Annotated in this window: 16 protein-coding genes; 9 read left to right on the plus strand and 7 right to left on the minus strand. The window is 74.2% G+C overall.

Annotated features, from left to right (window positions below; all coding sequences use genetic code 11):
• Window positions 1-68: 68 nt before the first annotated feature.
• Window positions 69-1757: a long-chain-fatty-acid--CoA ligase gene (locus AES38_RS06690; protein WP_053774312.1), complete on the minus strand. Its 1689-nt coding sequence runs from the start codon at window positions 1755-1757 to the stop codon at window positions 69-71.
• A gap of 64 nt (window positions 1758-1821) precedes the next feature.
• Window positions 1822-2751, minus strand: a complete 930-nt coding sequence (locus AES38_RS06695; RefSeq protein ID WP_053774313.1) for an oxidoreductase — start codon at window positions 2749-2751, stop codon at window positions 1822-1824.
• Window positions 2752-2858: 107 nt separating this feature from the next.
• On the opposite strand from AES38_RS06695, the gene AES38_RS06700 reads away from it, so the two are divergent.
• Window positions 2859-3215: a hypothetical protein gene (locus AES38_RS06700; RefSeq protein ID WP_053774314.1), complete on the plus strand. Its 357-nt coding sequence runs from the start codon at window positions 2859-2861 to the stop codon at window positions 3213-3215.
• On the plus strand, window positions 3212-4405 hold the full coding sequence (locus tag AES38_RS06705; protein ID WP_053774315.1) for a M20/M25/M40 family metallo-hydrolase: 1194 nt from the start codon (window positions 3212-3214) through the stop codon (window positions 4403-4405). The genes AES38_RS06700 and AES38_RS06705 overlap by 4 nt, the downstream gene beginning before the upstream one ends.
• 3 nt (window positions 4406-4408) lie before the next feature.
• Here the strand turns inward: AES38_RS06705 and AES38_RS06710 are convergent, their stop codons facing one another.
• The gene (locus AES38_RS06710) at window positions 4409-4915 is read right to left on the minus strand and encodes a metallophosphoesterase family protein (RefSeq protein WP_053774316.1); all 507 of its coding nucleotides are present in this window, start codon (window positions 4913-4915) and stop codon (window positions 4409-4411) included.
• A 42-nt stretch (window positions 4916-4957) separates the two neighbouring features.
• On the opposite strand from AES38_RS06710, the gene AES38_RS06715 reads away from it, so the two are divergent.
• The 7 genes from AES38_RS06715 to AES38_RS06745 all read left to right on the plus strand — a co-directional run bounded on the left by AES38_RS06715 (window position 4958) and on the right by AES38_RS06745 (window position 10459).
• Window positions 4958-5491 carry a GNAT family N-acetyltransferase gene (locus tag AES38_RS06715; RefSeq protein WP_053774317.1) on the plus strand — a complete coding sequence of 178 codons (534 nt, stop codon included), beginning with the start codon at window positions 4958-4960 and terminating at the stop codon, window positions 5489-5491.
• Between the two features lie 57 nt (window positions 5492-5548).
• Window positions 5549-6163: a sulfite oxidase-like oxidoreductase gene (locus AES38_RS06720; protein ID WP_053774318.1), complete on the plus strand. Its 615-nt coding sequence runs from the start codon at window positions 5549-5551 to the stop codon at window positions 6161-6163.
• Window positions 6130-6906, plus strand: a complete 777-nt coding sequence (locus AES38_RS06725; protein ID WP_244629254.1) for an FAD-binding oxidoreductase — start codon at window positions 6130-6132, stop codon at window positions 6904-6906. Before AES38_RS06720 ends, AES38_RS06725 begins: the two co-directional genes overlap by 34 nt.
• A gap of 76 nt (window positions 6907-6982) precedes the next feature.
• Window positions 6983-7513 carry a DUF1697 domain-containing protein gene (locus AES38_RS06730; protein ID WP_053774319.1) on the plus strand — a complete coding sequence of 177 codons (531 nt, stop codon included), beginning with the start codon at window positions 6983-6985 and terminating at the stop codon, window positions 7511-7513.
• Between the two features lie 129 nt (window positions 7514-7642).
• Window positions 7643-8629 carry an oxygenase MpaB family protein gene (locus AES38_RS06735; RefSeq protein WP_244629255.1) on the plus strand — a complete coding sequence of 329 codons (987 nt, stop codon included), beginning with the start codon at window positions 7643-7645 and terminating at the stop codon, window positions 8627-8629.
• A gap of 70 nt (window positions 8630-8699) precedes the next feature.
• Window positions 8700-9992 (plus strand): DNA polymerase IV, encoded by a 1293-nt coding sequence (locus AES38_RS06740; RefSeq protein WP_053774320.1) that lies wholly within the window; start codon window positions 8700-8702, stop codon window positions 9990-9992.
• Between the two features lie 11 nt (window positions 9993-10003).
• The gene (locus AES38_RS06745; RefSeq protein WP_053774321.1) at window positions 10004-10459 is read left to right on the plus strand and encodes a DUF4190 domain-containing protein; all 456 of its coding nucleotides are present in this window, start codon (window positions 10004-10006) and stop codon (window positions 10457-10459) included.
• 70 nt (window positions 10460-10529) lie between these two features.
• On the opposite strand, the gene AES38_RS06750 is transcribed toward AES38_RS06745, so the two are convergent.
• The 4 genes from AES38_RS06750 to glgX form a co-directional block, all read right to left on the minus strand.
• Window positions 10530-11843 carry a UDP-glucose dehydrogenase family protein gene (locus tag AES38_RS06750; RefSeq protein WP_053774322.1) on the minus strand — a complete coding sequence of 438 codons (1314 nt, stop codon included), beginning with the start codon at window positions 11841-11843 and terminating at the stop codon, window positions 10530-10532.
• Window positions 11844-12017: 174 nt separating this feature from the next.
• On the minus strand, window positions 12018-13820 hold the full coding sequence (gene treZ, locus AES38_RS06755) for a malto-oligosyltrehalose trehalohydrolase (protein ID WP_053774323.1): 1803 nt from the start codon (window positions 13818-13820) through the stop codon (window positions 12018-12020).
• Window positions 13821-13822: 2 nt separating this feature from the next.
• Entirely contained in the window at window positions 13823-16168 is a 2346-nt protein-coding gene (treY, locus tag AES38_RS06760; RefSeq protein WP_053774324.1) for a malto-oligosyltrehalose synthase, read from the minus strand.
• Window positions 16165-18369: a glycogen debranching protein GlgX gene (glgX, locus tag AES38_RS06765; RefSeq protein ID WP_053774325.1), complete on the minus strand. Its 2205-nt coding sequence runs from the start codon at window positions 18367-18369 to the stop codon at window positions 16165-16167. The genes treY and glgX overlap by 4 nt, the downstream gene beginning before the upstream one ends.
• Between the last annotated feature and the right edge of the window lie 50 nt (window positions 18370-18419).

Consider the following 18419-nt stretch of genomic DNA (forward strand, 5'->3'; position numbering starts at 1 on the left):
GTGCCCTTCCACCGTAGGACCGTCGCGGTCCGCCGACACCGGCCTGAGCCCGTCCTGCCAGGCGGCGGTCAGCCTTCGCGCTGGAGGTCCTCGCGCACCTGCCGGCGGAGCACCTTGCCGATGAGCGACGTCGGCAGCGCGTCCACGCGCACGACGCGGCGCGGGACCTTGTACGCGGTGAGGTGCGCGCGGCAGTACGCGCGGATGGCCGCCTCGTCGAGGGTCGCGCCCGGGTCCAGCACGACCGCGGCGGTGACGTCCTCGCCGCCGTCCGCGGACGGGAGGCCGACGACGGCGACGCCCTGGACGCCCGGCGCGCCGCGCACGACGTCCTCGACCTCGCTGGGGGAGACGTTGAAGCCGCCCGTGATGATGAGCTCCTTCATCCGGTCGACGATGGTCGTGAAGCCGTCGGCGTCGACGCGGACGATGTCGCCCGTGCGGAACCAGCCGCCGTCGAGGAGCGCCGCGCGCGTCTCGTCGGGGCGGCGCCAGTAGCCCTGGAACACCTGCGGGCCCCGGATGAGCAGCTCGCCCTCCTCGCCGGGGGCGCGGTCGGCGGTGGGGTCCTCGGGATCCACGACGCGCACCTCGGTGCTCGGGAACGGGACGCCGACGGTGCCGGGCCGCCGGGACGGGCCGATGGGGTTGCCGAGCGCGACGGGCGACGTCTCGGTGAGGCCGTATCCCTCCACGAGGTACCCGCCCGTGAGGCCCTCCCACAGCTCGACGGTGGACACGGGCAGGTTCATGGCGCCGGAGATCGCGAAGCGGACGCCCGTGAGGTCCACGCGCTTCTCCTTCGCCCCGCGCGCCAGGCGCTCGTAGATGGGCGGCACGGCGGGCAGGAACGTCGGCGGGTGCTTCCGGGCGGCGGCGAGCACGAGGTCCACGTCGAACTTCGGGAAGAGCACGAGGCGCGCGCCGATCGCCATGGCGAACGTGAGGCAGAGCGTGAGGCCGTAGGCGTGGAACATGGGCAGCACTCCGTAGACGGTCTCGCCGCCGTCCGCCAGGCCGGGCACCCACGCGCGGCCCTGCATCGCGTTCGCGTGCAGGTTGCGATGGGTGAGGATCGCGCCCTTGGGGCTCGCGGTCGTCCCGCTCGTGTACTGGAGGATGGCCGTGTCGTCGAGCTCGGGTCTCGGACGGGAGGCCGCGATGCGGCGGTGGTCGACGAGATCCTCCCAGGTGACGGTGCCCGTCACGGGCGCGGTGATCGCGGCCCGCGCGCGACGGGCGGCGGGCACCGGCAGGCGGAGCTTCAGGCGCGTGGCGAACGGCATGGCGGCGGGCAGGTCGACCGAGACGATGGTGTCGACGGGCACGTCGCGCGGCATGTCCTGGATGGTGCCGACGACGGTGTTCCACGCGATGGCGACGCGCGCCCCGTGGTCCTCGAACTGGTGGCGGAGCTCGCGCGGCGTGTAGAGCGGGTTGTGCTCCACGACGATCGCGCCGAGCCGCAGCACCGCGTAGAACGCGACGACGTGCTGCGGGCAGTTCGGCAGGACGAGCGCGACGCGGTCGCCCTTCCGCACGCCCAGACGGCGCAGTCCCTCCGCGGCGCGGGCGATCTGGTCGCCCAGCTCGCGGTAGGTCGTCTCGCGTCCGAAGAACTCGAGGGCCACGGCCTTGGCGTGCCGCTGGATCGAGCGCTCGACCATGTCGACCAGGGAGCCGATGACGGGAGGGATGTCGGCCGACACCCCGTCCGCGTAGCTGCGTACCCAGGGGCGGTCGGCGTCGATGCTCATGTCCCCACCATAGGGAATGCGCCCGGGCGGGACCCGGGCGCATCCGTCGTGCATCGGTCGCGGGCTACGCGGGGTAGGCGACGCCGGTGAGCTGCTCCGACGCGTCCCACAGACGGCGGGCGAGCTCCGGGTCCTTGGACCACGGGCTCGAGGCGGCGAGGTGCGGCATGCCGCTCATCCCGCCGGGGCCCGCCGGACCGTAGTAGTCGCCGGGGTGCACGCCGAGCCCGGTGGCGGCCTGGATCTGCGGCAGCGCGCCCACGCGCACGTCCTGGCCCATGGCGGCCGGCCCGAACTTCGCGGCGAGGTCGCTCATGACGCCCTGGGGCCCGGATCCCGGACCGTTCTTCGCGAGGTTCGTGGACGTGACGCCGGGGTGCGCGGACACGGCCGTGAGCCCCCAGCCGCGGTCGTCGGACAGCGCCTGCAGGCGGCGCATGAAGAGGAGGTTCGCGAGCTTGGCCTGCCCGTACGCCGCCCAGGGGCTGTAGCGCCGCTCGGACTGGAGGTCGCCGAACGCGATGCGGCCCATCCAGTGCGCGAGGCTCGAGACGACCACCACGCGCGGCGCGTCCGCTGCCTGGAGCGCGGGGAGCAGGAGGCCGGTGAGCGCGAAGTGCCCGAGGTGGTTGGTGCCGAGCTGGAGCTCGAATCCGTCGCGCGTCTCGCGCCGGTCCGGCGGGGCCATGATGCCCGCGTTGTCGACCAGGATGTCGATCGGCCCGCGCTCGATCTCCGCGTCCGCGAAGGCGCGCACCGAGGCGAGGTCGGCGAGGTCGAGGGACCCGACCTCGACGTGCACGCCCGGGTGGCGGTCGCGGATGGTGCCCGCGGCGTCCTCGCCGCGCTCGGGGTCGCGCGACGTGAGGACGACGGAGGCGCCGGCCGCGGCGAGGCGGCGCGCGGTCTCGAGGCCGAGGCCGCTGTTGCCGCCGGTGACGACGGCGCGCTTCCCGTCGAGCGGGCTGATGATGATGTCGGTGGGACGGGGCACGCGGACTCCTTGTCGGTGGGATCCCCACGCTAGCCGCCGTGGCCGGGCGCCGCCCGTGGGCCGCGCGGCGCCCGGCGTCCGCGGGCGCCCGATGCGAGGATCGGGGCATGTGGATGAGACGCGGCCGGGACGGATCCGAGGACGAGCGCGAGGGCACCGGGTCGCACGCGATCGGGGTCGGGGCGGTGGTCGTCATCCTCGACGGCGCGGCCGCCACGGGCGACCCCGCGCTCGACGGCGAGCCCGTGGGCCTCGTGGTCGCGTCCGCCTCGGACGGGCTCCGCAGCGTGAGCCCCGTGCCCACCGCGCGCGGCCGCGCCTGGGTCGTCGAGCTGGGCTCGGACGAGGACGGCGACGCCTCCGGCCGCCGCGTCGTCGTGCCGCAGAGCGCGCTGCGCCTGGTCGACGACGCCGACCAGGGCGTCTCCCCGCTGCCCGCCGACGACCTCCCGCCGCGCGCGTGACCGGCCACGCCGAGCCGGGCGCGGGCGACGTGGATCCCGTCGACCTCGCCGCCGACCTCATCCGCATCGACTCGACCAACCCCGACCTCGTGCCGGGCGCCGCGGGGGAGCCCGCCGTCGCCGCGCACGTCGCCGCGTGGCTCCGCGCCCGCGGCTTCGCGGTGCGCGTGCTCGAGGGGACGCCGGGACGGCCCACCGTGCTCGCGACCGCGCACGGCGCGGGCGGCGGACGCACGATCCTCCTCGACGGCCACCTCGACACCGTCCCGCCGGGCGACGCGGAGCGCGGCGGCCTGTCGCCGCGGATCGAGGACGGCCGGCTCCTCGGCCGCGGCGCGTTCGACATGAAGGCCGGCGTCGCCGCCATGATGGTCGCCGCCGACCGGGCCCGCCGGATCGGCACGCGCGGCGACGTCGTGCTCGCGCTCGTGGCCGACGAGGAGTTCGGCAGCATCGGCACCGAGGAGGCGCTGCGTGCGCTGGCCGCCGCCGGCACGCGCGTCGACGGCGCCGTGATCTCGGAGCCCAGCCAGTCCGAGGCGATCGTCGCCCACCGCGGCTTCGGCTGGTACGAGATCCGGCTGCGCGGGCGCGCGGCGCACGGGTCGATGCCGGAGCAGGGCGTGGACGCGATCGCGCACGCCGGCCTCGTCCTCCGCGAGCTCGACGCGCTGGCCGAGCGCCTAACCGCGGGAGCCCGCCACCCGCTGCTCGGGCCGGGCGCGGTGCGCGTGTCGCGGATCCACGGCGGCACGGACGCGGCCACGGTCGCCGACTCCTGCGTGCTCACGGTCGAGCGGCGCTTCCTCCCGGGCGAGACGACCGCGGACGTCGAGGCCGGCCTCCGCGCAACGCTCGACGGGGTCGTCGCGCGGACCCCGGGCATGGACGCCGAGCTCGTGCCGCTGGTCGCGCGCGCGGCCTTCGAGGCCGACGTCGACGGCCCGCTCGCCCGCGCGGTGCTCGACAGCGGTGCGCGCGTCACGGGCGCCCCGGTCCCGCACCGCGGCGAGCCGTTCTGGACGGACGCCGGGCTGATGCAGGAGGCCGGCATCCCGTGCATCCTCCTCGGGGTGACGGGCGGCGGCGCGCACGCGGACGAGGAGTGGGCCGAGGTCGACTCCGTCCGGACCCTCGCGGACGTGCTCGAGGGCGCGATCCTCGACTTCTGCGGCCGGGACGGCGCCTAGGCCTCAGTCGCGCGTCGGCGACCGGTGCAGCTCCACGTCGAGCCGGCCCCGGTCGGCGGTCGCGGTCATCCAGGTGAAGTCGGGCTGGCGCCGCCGGTCGGTGGGGGAGCCCGGGTTGAGGAGCCGCAGCCCCGAAGGCGTCACGGTGTCCCACGGGATGTGGCTGTGGCCGAACACCAGCACGTCGGTCTCGGGGAAGGCGGCGTCCATCCGCCGCTCGCGCCCCGTGGAGGCGCCGGTCTCGTGCGTCACCGCGAACCGGATCCCCTCGATCACCGCCCGCGCCGTCTCCGGCAGCCGCGCCCGGAGCCCGGCCGGGTCGTTGTTGCCCCAGCAGGCGACGAGCCGGGCGGCGCGGGCCTCGAGCGCGTCGAGCGCGGGCTCGTCGACCCAGTCGCCCGCGTGGATCACGACGTCGGCCGCGTCGACCGCGCGCCAGAGCGCCCGCGGCAGGTCCTTCGCGCGCTTCGGGAGGTGGGTGTCGCTGAGGAGGACGAGCGATGCGGTCACCCGTCCCACGGTACGCGGACCCGGCTCCCGTACCCTCGACCCGTGACCCCGACCACCCGCGACCTCGTGCCCGCCGACCTCGCCTGGATGGTGCCGCTCAACAACGCGGCCGTCCCCGCGGTCCCGCCCATGGACGCCGCGTCCCTCGGCGACGTGCTCGCGCACGCGGACCTCGCGATCGCCGTGGTCGACGGCGAGGCCCCCGACGCGGCGCCGCTCGGCATGCTCCTCGCGATGCAGCCCGGCGGCGCGTACGACAGCCCGAACTACCGCTGGTTCGGGGAGCACGGCGTCGACGGCCTGTACGTCGACCGCATCGTCGTCGCCGACGGACAGCGCGGGCGGCGGCTCGGGCAGGTGCTCTACGCCCGCGTCTTCGCGGAGGCCCGACGGACCGGCCGCTCCGCGGTGACCTGCGAGGTCAACACCCTCCCGCCGAACCCCGGCTCGCTGGCCTTCCACGGGAGGCTCGGCTTCGTCCGGGTCGGCGAGCTCGTCGACGACGACGGCCTGCACGCCGTCGCGATGCTCGCCGCTCCCGTGGATCCGCACGCCCCCGACCCCGCCGCCCGCTGATCCGCGCGGCATGATGGACGGGACCCGACCACCCACCCGCCCCTCGAGGAGGCGCCCATGACCGGCATCACCCGCGGCTTCGTCGGCCGCCCCCGGAAGGGCCCGGCCGACCGCCTCCCGCCCGGCCAGTACGACACGCAGGGCGGCTGGCCCGTGCTCACCGCGGAGGCGGTGCCGAACCTGCCCGAGTCGCGCTGGTCGATCGCCGTGGACGGCCTCGTCGAGCGCCCCACCTCGTGGGACTGGGACGCGGCGCACGCGCTGCCCCGCTCCGAGTACGCGGGCGACATCCACTGCGTCACGACGTGGACGCGCCTCGACACGCGCTTCGCGGGCGTCAGCGTCGACACCCTGCTCGACGCGGCGGGTCCGCTGCCCGAGGCGCGGTTCGTGCTCGCGACCTCGCACTCCGGCTACACGACGAACCTCCCGCTCGACGACCTCCGCGGCGGACGCGCGTGGATCGCGTTCGAGGCCGACGGACGGCCGCTCACCGCGGACCACGGCGGGCCGGCGCGGCTCCTCGTCCCGCACCTCTACTTCTGGAAGAGCGCGAAGTGGATCGCCCGGCTGACGCTCCTCGACCGCGACCAGCAGGGCTTCTGGGAGCGCAACGGGTACCACGACCGCGGCGACCCGTGGCGCGAGCAGCGCTACCAGGGGGACCGCTGAGCGCGGCCCCGGGCGGGATCCCGCCCGCGCGCGTCCCGTCGGTCCCCGCGTCCGTCGGGGGCGAGTGGCGCACGGCGACCATCACGGCGCTCGAGCACCCGACGCCCGGGACGGTCCTGCTGCGCTTCGACGTGCCCGACCGGATCCCGCACCTCCCCGGCCAGCACTGCGTCGTGCGGCTGCGCGCCGAGGACGGCTACACGGCCCAGCGCTCGTACTCGATCCTCTCGGCGCCGCACGAGGACGGCATCGAGCTGCTGATGGAGCGCTACGAGGACGGCGAGGTGAGCGGCTTCTTCGCCGACGTGGCGGAGGTCGGCGACGAGATCGAGATGCGGCTGCCGATCGGCGGCTTCTTCCTCTGGGACGGCGCGACGCCCGCGGTGGGCCTCGGCGGCGGGACGGGCGCGGTGCCGCTCGTGGCGATGCTCCGCCACGCGCGGCACCTCGGCGTGCCCGACCTCGTCCGCGTCGCCGTCTCGGCGCGCACCGCGGCCGACGTCCCGTGCCGGGCGGAGCTGGAGGCCGCGGGCGCGCTCGTGGCGGCCACGCGCGAGCGGCACGGCGCGCGGGGGTACGGGCGGCTGCGGGCCGAGGAGGTCGCGTCGCTCGCGGGAGGCGCCGGGGTGGCGTTCGTGTGCGGATCCACCGCGTTCGCGGGCGGGGCCACGCGCCTCCTCCTCGACGCCGGGGTCGGGCGCGACGTGATCCGCATCGAGCAGTTCGGCCCGTCCGGGGAGTGACGCGGCCGTTCCCCTCGCGCCCGGTCGCGGCCACACTGGACCGGACGGCGACGGAGCCGCGGGGAGCGGGTGGTCGATGCGATCGGTGGTGCTGCTGCGGGGGATCAACGTCGGGCGCGCGAAGCAGGTCCCCATGGCGGACCTCGTGTCCGCGCTCGAGGGCCTCGGATACCGGCACGTGCGCACGCACCTGCGGAGCGGCAACGCGGTCGTGGACCACGACCGGCCGAGCGGGATCGGCGCGGCCGTCGCCATCGAGGACGCCGTCCGCCAGGCGACGGGCGTCACCGCCGACGTGCACGTGGTCGACGAGGGGGACTTCCGGAGGATCGCGGCGGGCATGCCGTTCGGTCCGGTCGCCGACGACCCGTCGCGGCTCCTCGTCTCCTTCGTCGACCGGCCCCTCGACCCGTCGCCCGAGCCGCCGCCCGCCGCGTCGATCGCGCCCGACCTCCTTGCCGTCACCCGTGACGCCGTCTACTCGTGGCACCCCGACGGGGTCTCGGCGTCGCGCGTGCCGCCCGCGTTCTGGCGCGGCCTCGGGGTGTCCGTCACGGCGCGGAACGCGCGCACGGCGGCCGCGATCGTCGCGCTCCTCGATGCCTGACGGGCCGCCGGAGCGCACGTGCCCCCGGGCGTGTCCCCCGCACGGGGGTGGACTCGGCCGCCCGTCATGCCCCCGTTCCGCATCGGGGGCGCGGCAGCCTCCTCACCGCCCGGACGGGGGGATAGGTTCGTGATCGTGAGCAGATTCGCCGACCGCTGGAAGTCCCACATCCTGGAGACGTTCTCCGCGGACGCGGAGGGCCGGCCGCAGTGGATCCAGGACCTGGAGAAGGGTGAGGACGAGGGCTGGTTCGGCCCCGGCTCCGCGGTCTGGGCGGTGCACGGCGGCATGCCGACGCTCGTGGCGGGGATCCGCGCCCTCCTCATGCAGACGCTGCACCCGGGCGCCATGGCGGGCGTCCACGACTGGTCGCGCTACCGCGAGGACCCGCTGGGCCGCCTGGCCGGCACCGTGCGCTGGGTCATCACCACCTCGTTCGGCGACCGCGACACCGCGGTCGACGTGAGCCGCCGCGTGCGCGGCTACCACCGCAAGGTGCAGGGCACGTTCGTCGACGGCCTCGGCGTCGAGCGGCCCTACAGCGCCAACGACCCCGACCTCCTCTCCTGGGTCCACATCGTCTTCACCGACGCGTTCCTCAGCACGCACATGCAGTGGGGGCCGCCGATCCCCGGCGGGCCCGACCGGTACGTGGCGGAGTGGGCGAAGGCCGGCGAGCTCATGGGGGTCGAGGCGCCGCCGCGCTCGCACGCCGAGCTGCACGCCCAGATCGACGCCTTCCACGACCAGGGCCTCCTCCGCGCCGACGAGCGCACGCGCGAGACGATCTCCTTCCTCCGGGAGCCGCCGCTGCGGCCCTCGATGCTCCCGGCGTACCGCGTGCTCTTCGCGGGTGCCGTGGCCTCGCTCGAGCCGCGCTACCGCGAGCTGCTCGGCCTCGACAAGGCGTCCTTCGGCCCGTTCCCGCTGCCGGCGCTCGCGTCGACGCGCGTGATGCTGGGCGTCGCGGGGCGCGTGATGGGCGAGCAGTCCACGAGCCACGAGGCGGCCCTCAAGCGCATCGCGCGGCTGCGCGACGAGTCCGCCCGGGGAGGCGCGTCCACGGCGGACCGTCTCGACGGCGGCGCAGGCCACCGCGAGCAGCCCGCGGCCTGAGCGGTCCCGCTCCGTGCGGATCCCGACGCAGGCGGGCGATGTCGGCGGCCCGGGCTAGCGTGGACACGACATGAGCAGGCAGGACGGATCCACCCGGCGCACGTCCGACGCGAGCGCGGACGACTCCGAGGCGACCATCCTCCACATCGACATGGACGCGTTCTTCGCGGCCGTCGAGCTGCTCGAGCGGCCGGAGCTGCGTGGGACCCCCGTCATCGTCGGCGGCTCGTCCGGCCGCGGCGTCGTCACGAGCGCGACCTACGAGGCCCGGCGCTTCGGCGTGCGCTCGGCCATGCCCATGGGGCAGGCGCTGCGGCTCTGCCCGCAGGCCACGGTCATCGGCGGGCACATGGAGAAGTACGCGCACTGGTCGAAGGTCGTCATGGGCATCTTCCGCGACGTCACGCCGCTCGTCGAGCCGCTCAGCATCGACGAGGCGTTCCTCGACGTGGCGGGCGCCCGGGGTCTCTTCGGGTCGCCCGCGGAGATCGGCGCGATGATCCGGCGCCGCGTGCACGCCGAGACGGGCCTCACGTGCTCGGTGGGCGCCGCGTCCACCAAGTTCGTGGCGAAGCTCGCGAGCACGCGCTGCAAGCCGGACGGCCTGCTGGTGATCCCCGCGGCCGAGACGCTGCCGTTCCTGCACGGCCTTCCCGTGGGCGCGCTCTGGGGGGTCGGCAGGACGACCGAGGAGTCGCTCCTCCGCCGCGGCCTCCGCACCGTCGCCGACATCGCGGACACGCCCCTCGCCACCCTCCAGTCGATGCTCGGCGAGTCCGCCGGCGCCCGGCTGCACGACCTCTCCTGGGGGCGCGACCCGCGCCGCGTCAGCACCCACCGGGAGGAGAAGAGCATGGGGCACGAGAACACGTTCCACGACGACGTGACGGATCCCGCCCTCGTCCGCCGCGAGCTCCTCGGCCAGGCCACCCGCGTCGCCGAGCGGCTGCGGCGCGCCGGGCTGACCGCCCGCACGGTGTCGCTCAAGCTCCGCTACTCCGACTTCCGCACCATCACGCGCTCGCGCACGCTGTCCGAGCCCACGGACGTGGCGCGCCGCATCTACGACGAGATCCGCGACGTCTACGAGCAGGTCGCCCGGCCGGGCGACCGCATCCGCCTCGTGGGCGTGCGCGCCGAGCAGCTCGACGACGCCGACAACCGCGCGGTCGCCCTCTGGGACGCCGACGAGGGCTGGCGGGAGGCCGAGCGCACGGTCGACCAGGCGGCCGAGCGCTTCGGCCGGGGCGCCATCGGACCGGCGTCGCTGCTGCGGCGCCCGGGCGAGCGGCGGGCCACCGTGTCGGATCCGCGCACCGAGGCGGCGTCGCGCGGTACCCTGCCCGGACACCCGCCCGACTGACGAGGACCACCATGACCGATCCCGCCGCGCCCGCACCCGACGACCAGTCCCCGGCTCCCGCAGCTCCCACGCCTCCCGCGCCGGCGGCGCCGCCCGTGCAGCCGCACCCGTCGGCATCCGCTCCCGCCGCCGCCCCCTACGGCCTCGCGGCCGCGCCCGTGCCGCCCGCCCCGGCCGCCGTCGCGTGGGGTCAGCCCGTCTACGCGGCCGCGCCGCCCAAGGGCATGAGCCTCACGTCGATGATCCTGGGGCTCGTCTCGGTCTTCTTCTTCTGGACGTTCCTGTGCCCGCTCATCGGGCTCGTGTTCGGCATCGTCGGCTTCCGCAAGGAGCCCGCCGGCCGCGGGTTCGCCATCACGGGCCTCGTCCTCAACGGCCTGCTGCTGCTCATCCCGGTCGCCTTCGTGCTCTCCATCGTCGTGGCCGGCGGCACGCTCTTCGGCATCGCGGCGACCACCCCGCGCTGATCCCGCGGGCCCCGCTGTCCCGGGTCCGGCGTCGCCGTGAGCGGGGTCGGGGCGACCCGACCCGCGCGGGCTAGGGCCGGCCCATGCCCCGGTAGCGCCAGCCGGCCGCGCGCCACGCGACCGGGTCGAGGCAGTTGCGTCCGTCCACGATCACGGGCGTGGCCACGATGGCCTTGAGCTCGGCGGGATCGATGGCGCGGTACTGCTTCCACTCCGTGAGCAGCATGACCGCGTCGGCGTCGCGCGCGGCCTCCTGCCAGGTGTCCACGTAGGTGAGCTCCGGGAAGCGGCGTCGCGAGTTCTCGTTCGCGTACGGATCCGTCGCGAGCACGCGCGCGCCCTGCAGCTGCAGCTGGGCGGAGATGCTGAGGGCGGGGGAGTCGCGCACGTCGTCGGACTCGGGCTTGAAGGCCAGGCCGAGCACCGCGATGTTGCGGCCGAGCAGGGACCCGCCGCACACCTCGCGCGCCACGTCGACGGCGCGCACGCGGCGGCGCATGTTGATGGAGTCGACCTCGCGCAGGAAGGTGAGCGCCTGGTCGGCGCCCAGCTCGCCGGCGCGCGCCATGAAGGCCCGGATGTCCTTGGGCAGGCAGCCCCCGCCGAAGCCGATGCCGGCGTTGAGGAAGCGGCGGCCGATGCGGTCGTCGTAGCCGATGGCGTCCGCGAGCTGCGTGACGTCGGCGCCCGTGGCCTCGCACACCTCCGCCATGGCGTTGATGAAGGAGATCTTGGTGGCGAGGAACGCGTTGGCCGAGACCTTCACGAGCTCGGCGGTCTCGTAGTCGGTCGTGACGCGCGCGGTGCCGGATCCGATGGCGGTGGCGTACACCTCGTCGAGCGTCGCGCGGGCGGTCTCGCCGGCGTCGCCCGCGGGCAGGCCGTAGACGAAGCGGTCGGGCGCCAGCGTGTCCTCGACCGCGAAGCCCTCGCGGAGGAACTCCGGGTTCCACATGAGGGTCGCCTCCGGCGCGCGCGCGGCGATGCGCTCGGCGAGCCGCCGCGCGGTGCCGACGGGGACGGTCGACTTCCCCGCCACGAGGTCGCCGGGCGAGAGGTGGGGGATGAGGGCGTCGACCGCGGCGTCGACGTAGGTCATGTCGGCGGCGTTCTCGCCGCGCTTCTGCGGGGTGCCCACGGCGATGAAGTGCACGCGGGATCCCGCCGCCTCGGCCGTGTCCGTCGTGAAGCGGAGGCGTCCGGTGGCGAGCTGCTCGGTGAGGAGCTCGGGGAGGCCCGGCTCGAAGAAGGGCGCCTCGCCCGTCTGGAGGGAGGCGATCTTCGCGGCGTCCACGTCGATCGCGACGACGTCGTGTCCGAGCCGGCTCATGCAGGCCGCGTGGACGGTGCCGAGGTAGCCGCAGCCGATGACAGAGATGCGCACAGGTGTCCATTCGTCGAGGAGGTCTCCGCGAGCTGACATGCGGGAACGTCTTCGGCGTGCCCCCCAGCCCCGGCCACCTCGAACGTAGCACGCGCCCGTGACGCGTTCGGGCGGGGCCCGACGTGCGCTCGCGCGCCGCGTCGGACCCCGCCCCGATGGGTGGGCCGAGCCGGATCAGGCCAGCAGCGCCTCCGCGGCGTCGGCCACCGGGCCGAGGATCGCGGCGGTGCGCGCGGGCAGCACGACCTCGTCGTCGCCGAGCGCGACGCCCGACGCGGTCGCGAGCAGCAGCGCGGGACGCTCGCCCACGACGGGCACGCGGCGCTCCTCGTCGGAGAGGTTCACCACGATGGACAGCTCGCCGCGGTCCAGGACGAGCAGGCGCGCCTCCTCGTGCACCTCGACCTCGACCTCGGCGAACCGGGGGTCGGTGAGGTCGGGGTGGGCGCGACGCAGGCGGATCAGCTCGCTGTAGAGCGCGAACAGGCGCGCGTGCTGCGAGTCGGCCGCCTCGGCGCCGTACAGCTCCGACCAGTCGAGCTTCGAGTCCTGGAACGTGGAGAGGTCCTGCGGGTTCGGCACGACGGACTCGTCCCAGCCCATCTTCGCGAACTCCTCGATGCGGCCCTTCGCGGTCGCCTCGCCGAGGTCGTGCTCCGGGTGCGACGTGAAGAACTGCCACGGCGTGGTCGCGCCCCACTCCTCGCCCATGAAGAGCATCGGGGTGAAGGGCGAGGTGAGGGTGAGCACCGCGGCCAGCGCCAGGCCGCCCTCGTCGAGCGTCGCGGTGAGGCGGTCGCCCGTGGCGCGGTTGCCGATCTGGTCGTGGTTCTGGTTCGCGACCACGAGGCGGTGCGCGGGGATCCGCTCGAGGTCGATCGGACGCCCGTGCACGCGACCGCGGAACGACGACCACGTGCCGTCGTGGAAGAAGCCGCGCGTCATGACCTTCGCCAGCGCGGAGAGCGGCGCGAAGTCCTCGTAGTACCCGGTCGTCTCGCCCGTGAGCGCGACGTGGACCGCGTGGTGGAAGTCGTCGCTCCACTGCGCGTCGAGTCCGTAGCCGTGCGCCTCGCGCGAGGTGATGAGCTCCGGGTCGTTGAGGTCGGACTCCGCGATGAGCGTGAGCGGGCGCCCGACGTGGGCCGAGAGCACGTCCACCTGCACCGCGAGCTCCTCGAGGAGGTGCGTCGCGGTGTGGTCGACGAGCGCGTGCACGGCGTCGAGGCGCAGCGCGTCCACGTGGTAGTCGCCGAGCCACATGAGGGCGTTGTCGATGATGTACTCGCGGACGGGACCGGAGTCCTCGCCGTCGAGGTTGAGGCTGGATCCCCACGTGTTCGCCGAGGCCTCGTGCAGGTACGGGCCGTAGACGGGCAGGTAGTTGCCCGACGGGCCGAGGTGGTTGTAGACGACGTCCTGCACGACGCCCAGGCCGCGCGCGTGGCACGCGTCGACGAAGCGCTGGTACGCCTCGGGCCCGCCGTAGGTCTCCTGCACGGCGTACCAGAGGACGCCGTCGTAGCCCCAGTTGTGCGTGCCGTTGAACCCGTTGACCGGCAGCACCTCCACGAGGTCGACGCCGAGCGCGACGAGGTGGTCGAGCCGGTCGATCGCCGAGTCGAGCGTGCCCTCGGGCGTGAAGGTGCCGACGTGCATCTCGTAGATGACCGCGCCGGCCAGCTGGCGGCCCGTCCAGGCCTGGTCCGTCCAGGCGAACGACGACGGGTCGTACGTGCGCGAGCGACCGTGGACGCCGTCGGGCTGGCGGCGCGAGCGGGGATCCGGCAGCGGGGTGTCGGAGTCGTCCACGAGGTAGCCGTAGTCGAGGTCGCCGGAGGGGAGGGCCTCGGCGCGCTCGGCGTCGAGGGTCCACCAGCCGTCGCCCACGGGCGCGAGCGGCAGGCGCTCGTCGCCGACGGACAGGGCGAGGGTGCGGGCCTTCGGGGCCCAGATGTCGAAGCGGTCGTCGGTCATGCTCAGCTCCCGGGGGTGATGTCGGCGGCGGTGGAGGCGGGCGCGAGGATCGCGACCGGGTAGTCGGCGAGGAGCGCCGCGACGGACACGCGTCCGCCGTCGAGCCGTCGGCCGCTGACGTGGTCGACGAGCTCGCCCTCGGGCAGCGTGATCGAGGTGGATCCCCACCCGCCGCCGGACTCCAGCCCGACGGGGAGGCGGGTGGCGACGGTGATCGCGCCGCCCCGGTCGAACGCGATCACGTGGGCCGCGGCGTCGCCGGTGGCGCGCACGGGCTCGTAGCCCGTGAACAGCTCCGGGTGCTCGCGGCGGAGGCGCAGCGCGCGCGCCGTGACGAGGAGCTTGGCGGCCCCCGTCTCGTCGATCGCGGGCTCCGCGCCCTGGAGCACGGCGTCGAGGGCGGCGCGCCGCATGCCGAAGTCGACCTTCCGGCGGTTGTCGGGATCCACGAGGCTCGTCTCCCACAGCTCGCTGCCCTGGTAGACGTCGGGCATGCCGGGGGCCGTGAGCTGGATCGCCTTGGCCGCCAGGGAGTTCGACCACCCGGGGCCGGACAGCCGGTCGTAGAGCCCGGCGACGATGGTGCGGGCGCGCGGGTCGTCGAAGGCGGCATCGACGAGCGCGTGCATGCGCTCCTCGAAGGCCTCGTCGGGCGCGGTCCACGTGGTCGAGTCGCCGGCCTCGCGCGACGCCTTCTCGGCGTACGCGTGCAGCCGCTCGCGCGACGCCGGCCACGTGCCGACGAGCGTCTGCCAGAGCAGGTTCTCGAACGGGCCGTCGCCGGTGGGGGCGACCTCGCGCAGCTGCTCGAGCGCCTCGCGCCAGGCCTCCGGGGCCTCGGAGAGCACGTCGATGCGGGCGCGCACGTCCTCGCCGCGCTTCGTGTCGTGCGTGGAGAGCGTGGTCATCGCGTGCGGGGCGACGCGGTGCCGCTCCTGCTGGCGCGCGTGGAAGTCGTCGACGTCGATCGCGAAGATCGACGGGTCGGCGCCGACCTCGTTGAGCGAGACGAGGCGCGAGTAGCGGTAGAACGCGGTGTCCTCGACGCCCTTGGCCATGACCATGCCGCTCGTCTGCTGGAAGCGCTGCGCGACGAGCGTCGTCGGGTCGGAGAGCTGCGGCATGAGCGCGTCGATGGTGGCGACGAGGTCGGGGCGGCTCCGGCGCGCGGCGTCCGCGGCCTCCTCGAGGTGCTGGATCCCGCCGGGCAGGTAGCTGCGGTAGACCGGGAAGGTCGCGAGCAGCTCGGCGAGCGCGTCGGCGGCGTCCGCGGGCGCGTCCTCCACGAGGCGCTCGAGGCGGAGCACCTCGCTGCGGAGGATCCCGTCGGCGATGCCGCGCTTCGTGCCGCGGATCATGTCGGCCCAGCTCGTGAGCTCGCCCTGCGGCAGGCCGCGCAGCGACGCGTCGAGGTGGTCGAGCTCGACCTGGCCGTCGGGGTCGACCAGCACGCGGTCGATCTCGGCGAGCGCGTCGTACCCGGTGGTGCCGGCGGTCGCCCAGTCGGTCGGCAGCGTCTCGCCGGGCTCGAGGATCTTCTCCACGAGCACGTACGCCCCGCCCGTGATGCGCGCGAGGTCGTCGAGGTAGCCCTTCGGGTCGAGCAGGCCGTCCGGGTGGTCGACCCGCAGGCCGTCGGCGAGGCCCTCGCGGAACCAGCGGGAGATCTCCGCGTGCGACTCCTCGAAGACCCGCGGCAGCTCGACGCGGATGCCCGCGAGCGTGTTGACCGCGAAGAAGCGGCGGTAGTTGAGCTCGGCGTCGGCGCGACGCCAGTTCATCAGCTCGTAGGACTGGCGCTCGTGCACCGTGCGGGCGTCCGCGTCGTCCTCGGCCGTGCCGGGCGCGACGGGGAAGCGCTGGTCGGAGTAGCGGAGCTCGACGGTGCCGTCGTCGCCGCGCACGAGCTGGAGCTCGTCGAGCTCCGACTCGCCGTCGCCGAGCACGGGGATGCGCACCTTGCCGCGCCCGAAGTCCCAGTCGACGTCGAAGGCGTCGGCGTAGCGGCTCGCGGTGCCGTGCGTGAGGAGGTCCCACCACCAGAGGCTCTCCACGGGCGTCGCGACGCCGACGTGGTTCGGGACGATGTCCACCAGCACGCCGAGGCCGAGCTCGTGGGCGCGGTCCGCGACCGCCTTCATGCCCGCCGCGCCGCCGCGCGCCGGGTCGACCTGCGAGTGGTCGACGACGTCATAGCCGTGGTCGGATCCGGGCTCGGCCGCGAGGATCGGGCTGAGGTACACCCAGTCCGCGCCGAGGTCCTTGACGTACGCCAGCTGCTCGGCCACGGCGGCGAGGTCGAAGGACTCCCGCACCTGGAACCGGTAGGTGGAGATGGGGGTTCTCAACTGATGTCGCTCCTTGGGTCTGCGGCCGGCCGGTCTGCCTGCGCGTGGGTGAGGACGGCGAGGCTCGCCGCGACCGAGTGGTCGGGCTCCACCTCGGGCTCCGTGTAGGCACGCAGCACCACGAGGGCCTTGGCCGCCACGTCCACGACGCTACTCGCGCGGAGGGCCGTCGAGTCGGCTCCGACGCCCGCGGTGTCGATCACGGTCTCCCAGGCGTCCGCGTACTCGTCCGACGGGAGCGTGAACGAGACCGGCTCGTCGTGCGCGTTGAAGTAGAGGAGGAAGTGGGTGTCGTAGATGTCCTCGCCACGGCGGTCGCGCCCGCGGATCCCGTTGCCGTTGAGGAACATGCCGATCGCCCGGAGGCCGGACTCCCAGTCGTCGTCGACCATCGGGGTCGCGTCGGCGTCGAGCCACACGATGTCGGGCAGCGGCTCGCCCTCGCCGCGGCGCACGGGCCGGCCGTCGAAGAAGCGCCCGCGGCGGAAGGTCGGGTGCTCCTTGCGCAGGCGCACCACCGACGCGGTGAACTCCGCGAGCGGCTGGTCGGCCTGGTCCCAGTGCACCCAGCTGATCTCGTTGTCCTGCGCGTAGGTGTTGTTGTTGCCCAGCTGGGTGCGGCCGAGCTCGTCGCCGTGCAGGATCATCGGCACGCCCTGCGACAGGATCATCGTCGCGAGCATGTTGCGCTGCTGGCGGCCGCGCATCGTGAGGATCCCCGGGTCGTCCGTCGGCCCCTCCACGCCCATGTTCCAGGAGCGGTTGTGGCTCTCGCCGTCGGCGTTGCCCTCGCCGTTGGCCTCGTTGTGCTTCTCGTTGTACGAGACGAGGTCGGCGATCGTGAAGCCGTCGTGCGCCGTGATGAAGTTGATCGAGGCCACCGGGCGCCGGCCCGAGTGCTCGTAGAGGTCGGCGGATCCCGTGATCCGCGCCGCGAACTCCCCGAGCGAGGAGGCCTCGCCGCGCCAGAAGTCGCGCACGGTGTCGCGGTACTTCCCGTTCCACTCGGTCCACTGGGGCGGGAAGTTGCCCACCTGGTAGCCGCCGGGGCCCACGTCCCAGGGCTCGGCGATGAGCTTGACCTGCGAGACCACGGGGTCCTGCTGCACGAGCTCGAAGAAGGTGGCGAGCTTGTCGACGTCGTAGAACTCGCGCGCGAGCGCGGACGCGAGGTCGAAGCGGAAGCCGTCCACGTGCATCTCGGTGACCCAGTAGCGCAGCGAGTCCATGATCAGCTGCAGCGAGTGCGGGTGCCGGACGTTGAGCGAGTTGCCCGTGCCCGTGTAGTCCATGTAGTAGGTGGGGTCGTCCTCCATGAGCCGGTAGTAGGCCTGGTTGTCGATGCCCTTGAACGAGAGCGTCGGCCCGAGGTGGTTGCCCTCGGCCGTGTGGTTGTAGACCACGTCGAGGATGACCTCGATGCCGGCCGCGTGCAGCGCCCGCACCATCGACTTGAACTCCTGCACCTGCTGGCCGAGCTCGCCCGTGGACGAGTACGCGTTGTGCGGGGCGAAGAACCCGATGGTGTTGTAGCCCCAGTAGTTGCGGAGGCCCTTCTCGAGCAGCGTGTTGTCCTGCACGAACTGGTGCACCGGCATCAGCTCGATCGCCGTGACGCCGAGGTGCTGCAGGTGGTCGATCACGGCGGGGTGCGCGATGCCCGCGTACGTGCCGCGCAGCTCCTCGGGGATCCGCGGGTGCAGCTGGGTGAGGCCCTTCACGTGCGCCTCGTAGACGACGGTCTCGCTGTAGGGCGTGCGGGGGAGCCGGTCGCCGTCCCAGTCGAAGAACGGGTTGACCACGACGCCGAGCATCATGTGCGGGCCCGAGTCCTCGTCGTTGCGGCTCGACGGGTCGCCGAAGTCGTAGGCGAACAGCGACGGGTGCCAGTCGAACTCGCCGCAGGTGGCCTTGGCGTAGGGATCCAGCAGGAGCTTCGCGGGGTTCGACCGGTGGCCGTTCTCCGGCTCGTAGGGACCGGTCACGCGGTAGCCGTAGCGCTGGCCCGGCTGCACGTGCGGGAGGTAGCAGTGCCAGACGTGCGCGTCGACCTCGGTCACGTCCACGCGGGTCTCGGTGCCGTCCTCCTCGAAGAGGCACAGCTGCACCTGCTCGGCGACCTCGCTGAAGAGGGCGAAGTTCGTCCCGCTCCCGTCGAACGTCGCGCCGAGCGGGTAGGGGTTTCCGGGCCAGGTGTGCAAGTGGTCCTCCAGTTGGGTCGACTCGTCCCTCGGGCGGCGCGCGCGAGCGC

It is taken from the genome of Clavibacter capsici, from assembly GCF_001280205.1.
In the GTDB taxonomy this organism is placed as follows: domain Bacteria; phylum Actinomycetota; class Actinomycetes; order Actinomycetales; family Microbacteriaceae; genus Clavibacter; species Clavibacter capsici.

What these genes read in the sequence shown, in the direction of transcription:
- AES38_RS06700 (WP_053774314.1), top strand. Translation starts at nt 2,859, where the DNA reads ATGTGGATGAGACGCGGCCGGGACGGATCCGAGGACGAGCGCGAGGGC.
- treZ (WP_053774323.1), bottom strand. Translation starts at nt 13,820, where the DNA reads ATGACCGACGACCGCTTCGACATCTGGGCCCCGAAGGCCCGCACCCTC.
- AES38_RS06740 (WP_053774320.1), top strand. Translation starts at nt 8,700, where the DNA reads ATGAGCAGGCAGGACGGATCCACCCGGCGCACGTCCGACGCGAGCGCG.
- AES38_RS06720 (WP_053774318.1), top strand. Translation starts at nt 5,549, where the DNA reads ATGACCGGCATCACCCGCGGCTTCGTCGGCCGCCCCCGGAAGGGCCCG.
- AES38_RS06745 (WP_053774321.1), top strand. Translation starts at nt 10,004, where the DNA reads ATGACCGATCCCGCCGCGCCCGCACCCGACGACCAGTCCCCGGCTCCC.
- AES38_RS06690 (WP_053774312.1), bottom strand. Translation starts at nt 1,757, where the DNA reads ATGAGCATCGACGCCGACCGCCCCTGGGTACGCAGCTACGCGGACGGG.
- AES38_RS06730 (WP_053774319.1), top strand. Translation starts at nt 6,983, where the DNA reads ATGCGATCGGTGGTGCTGCTGCGGGGGATCAACGTCGGGCGCGCGAAG.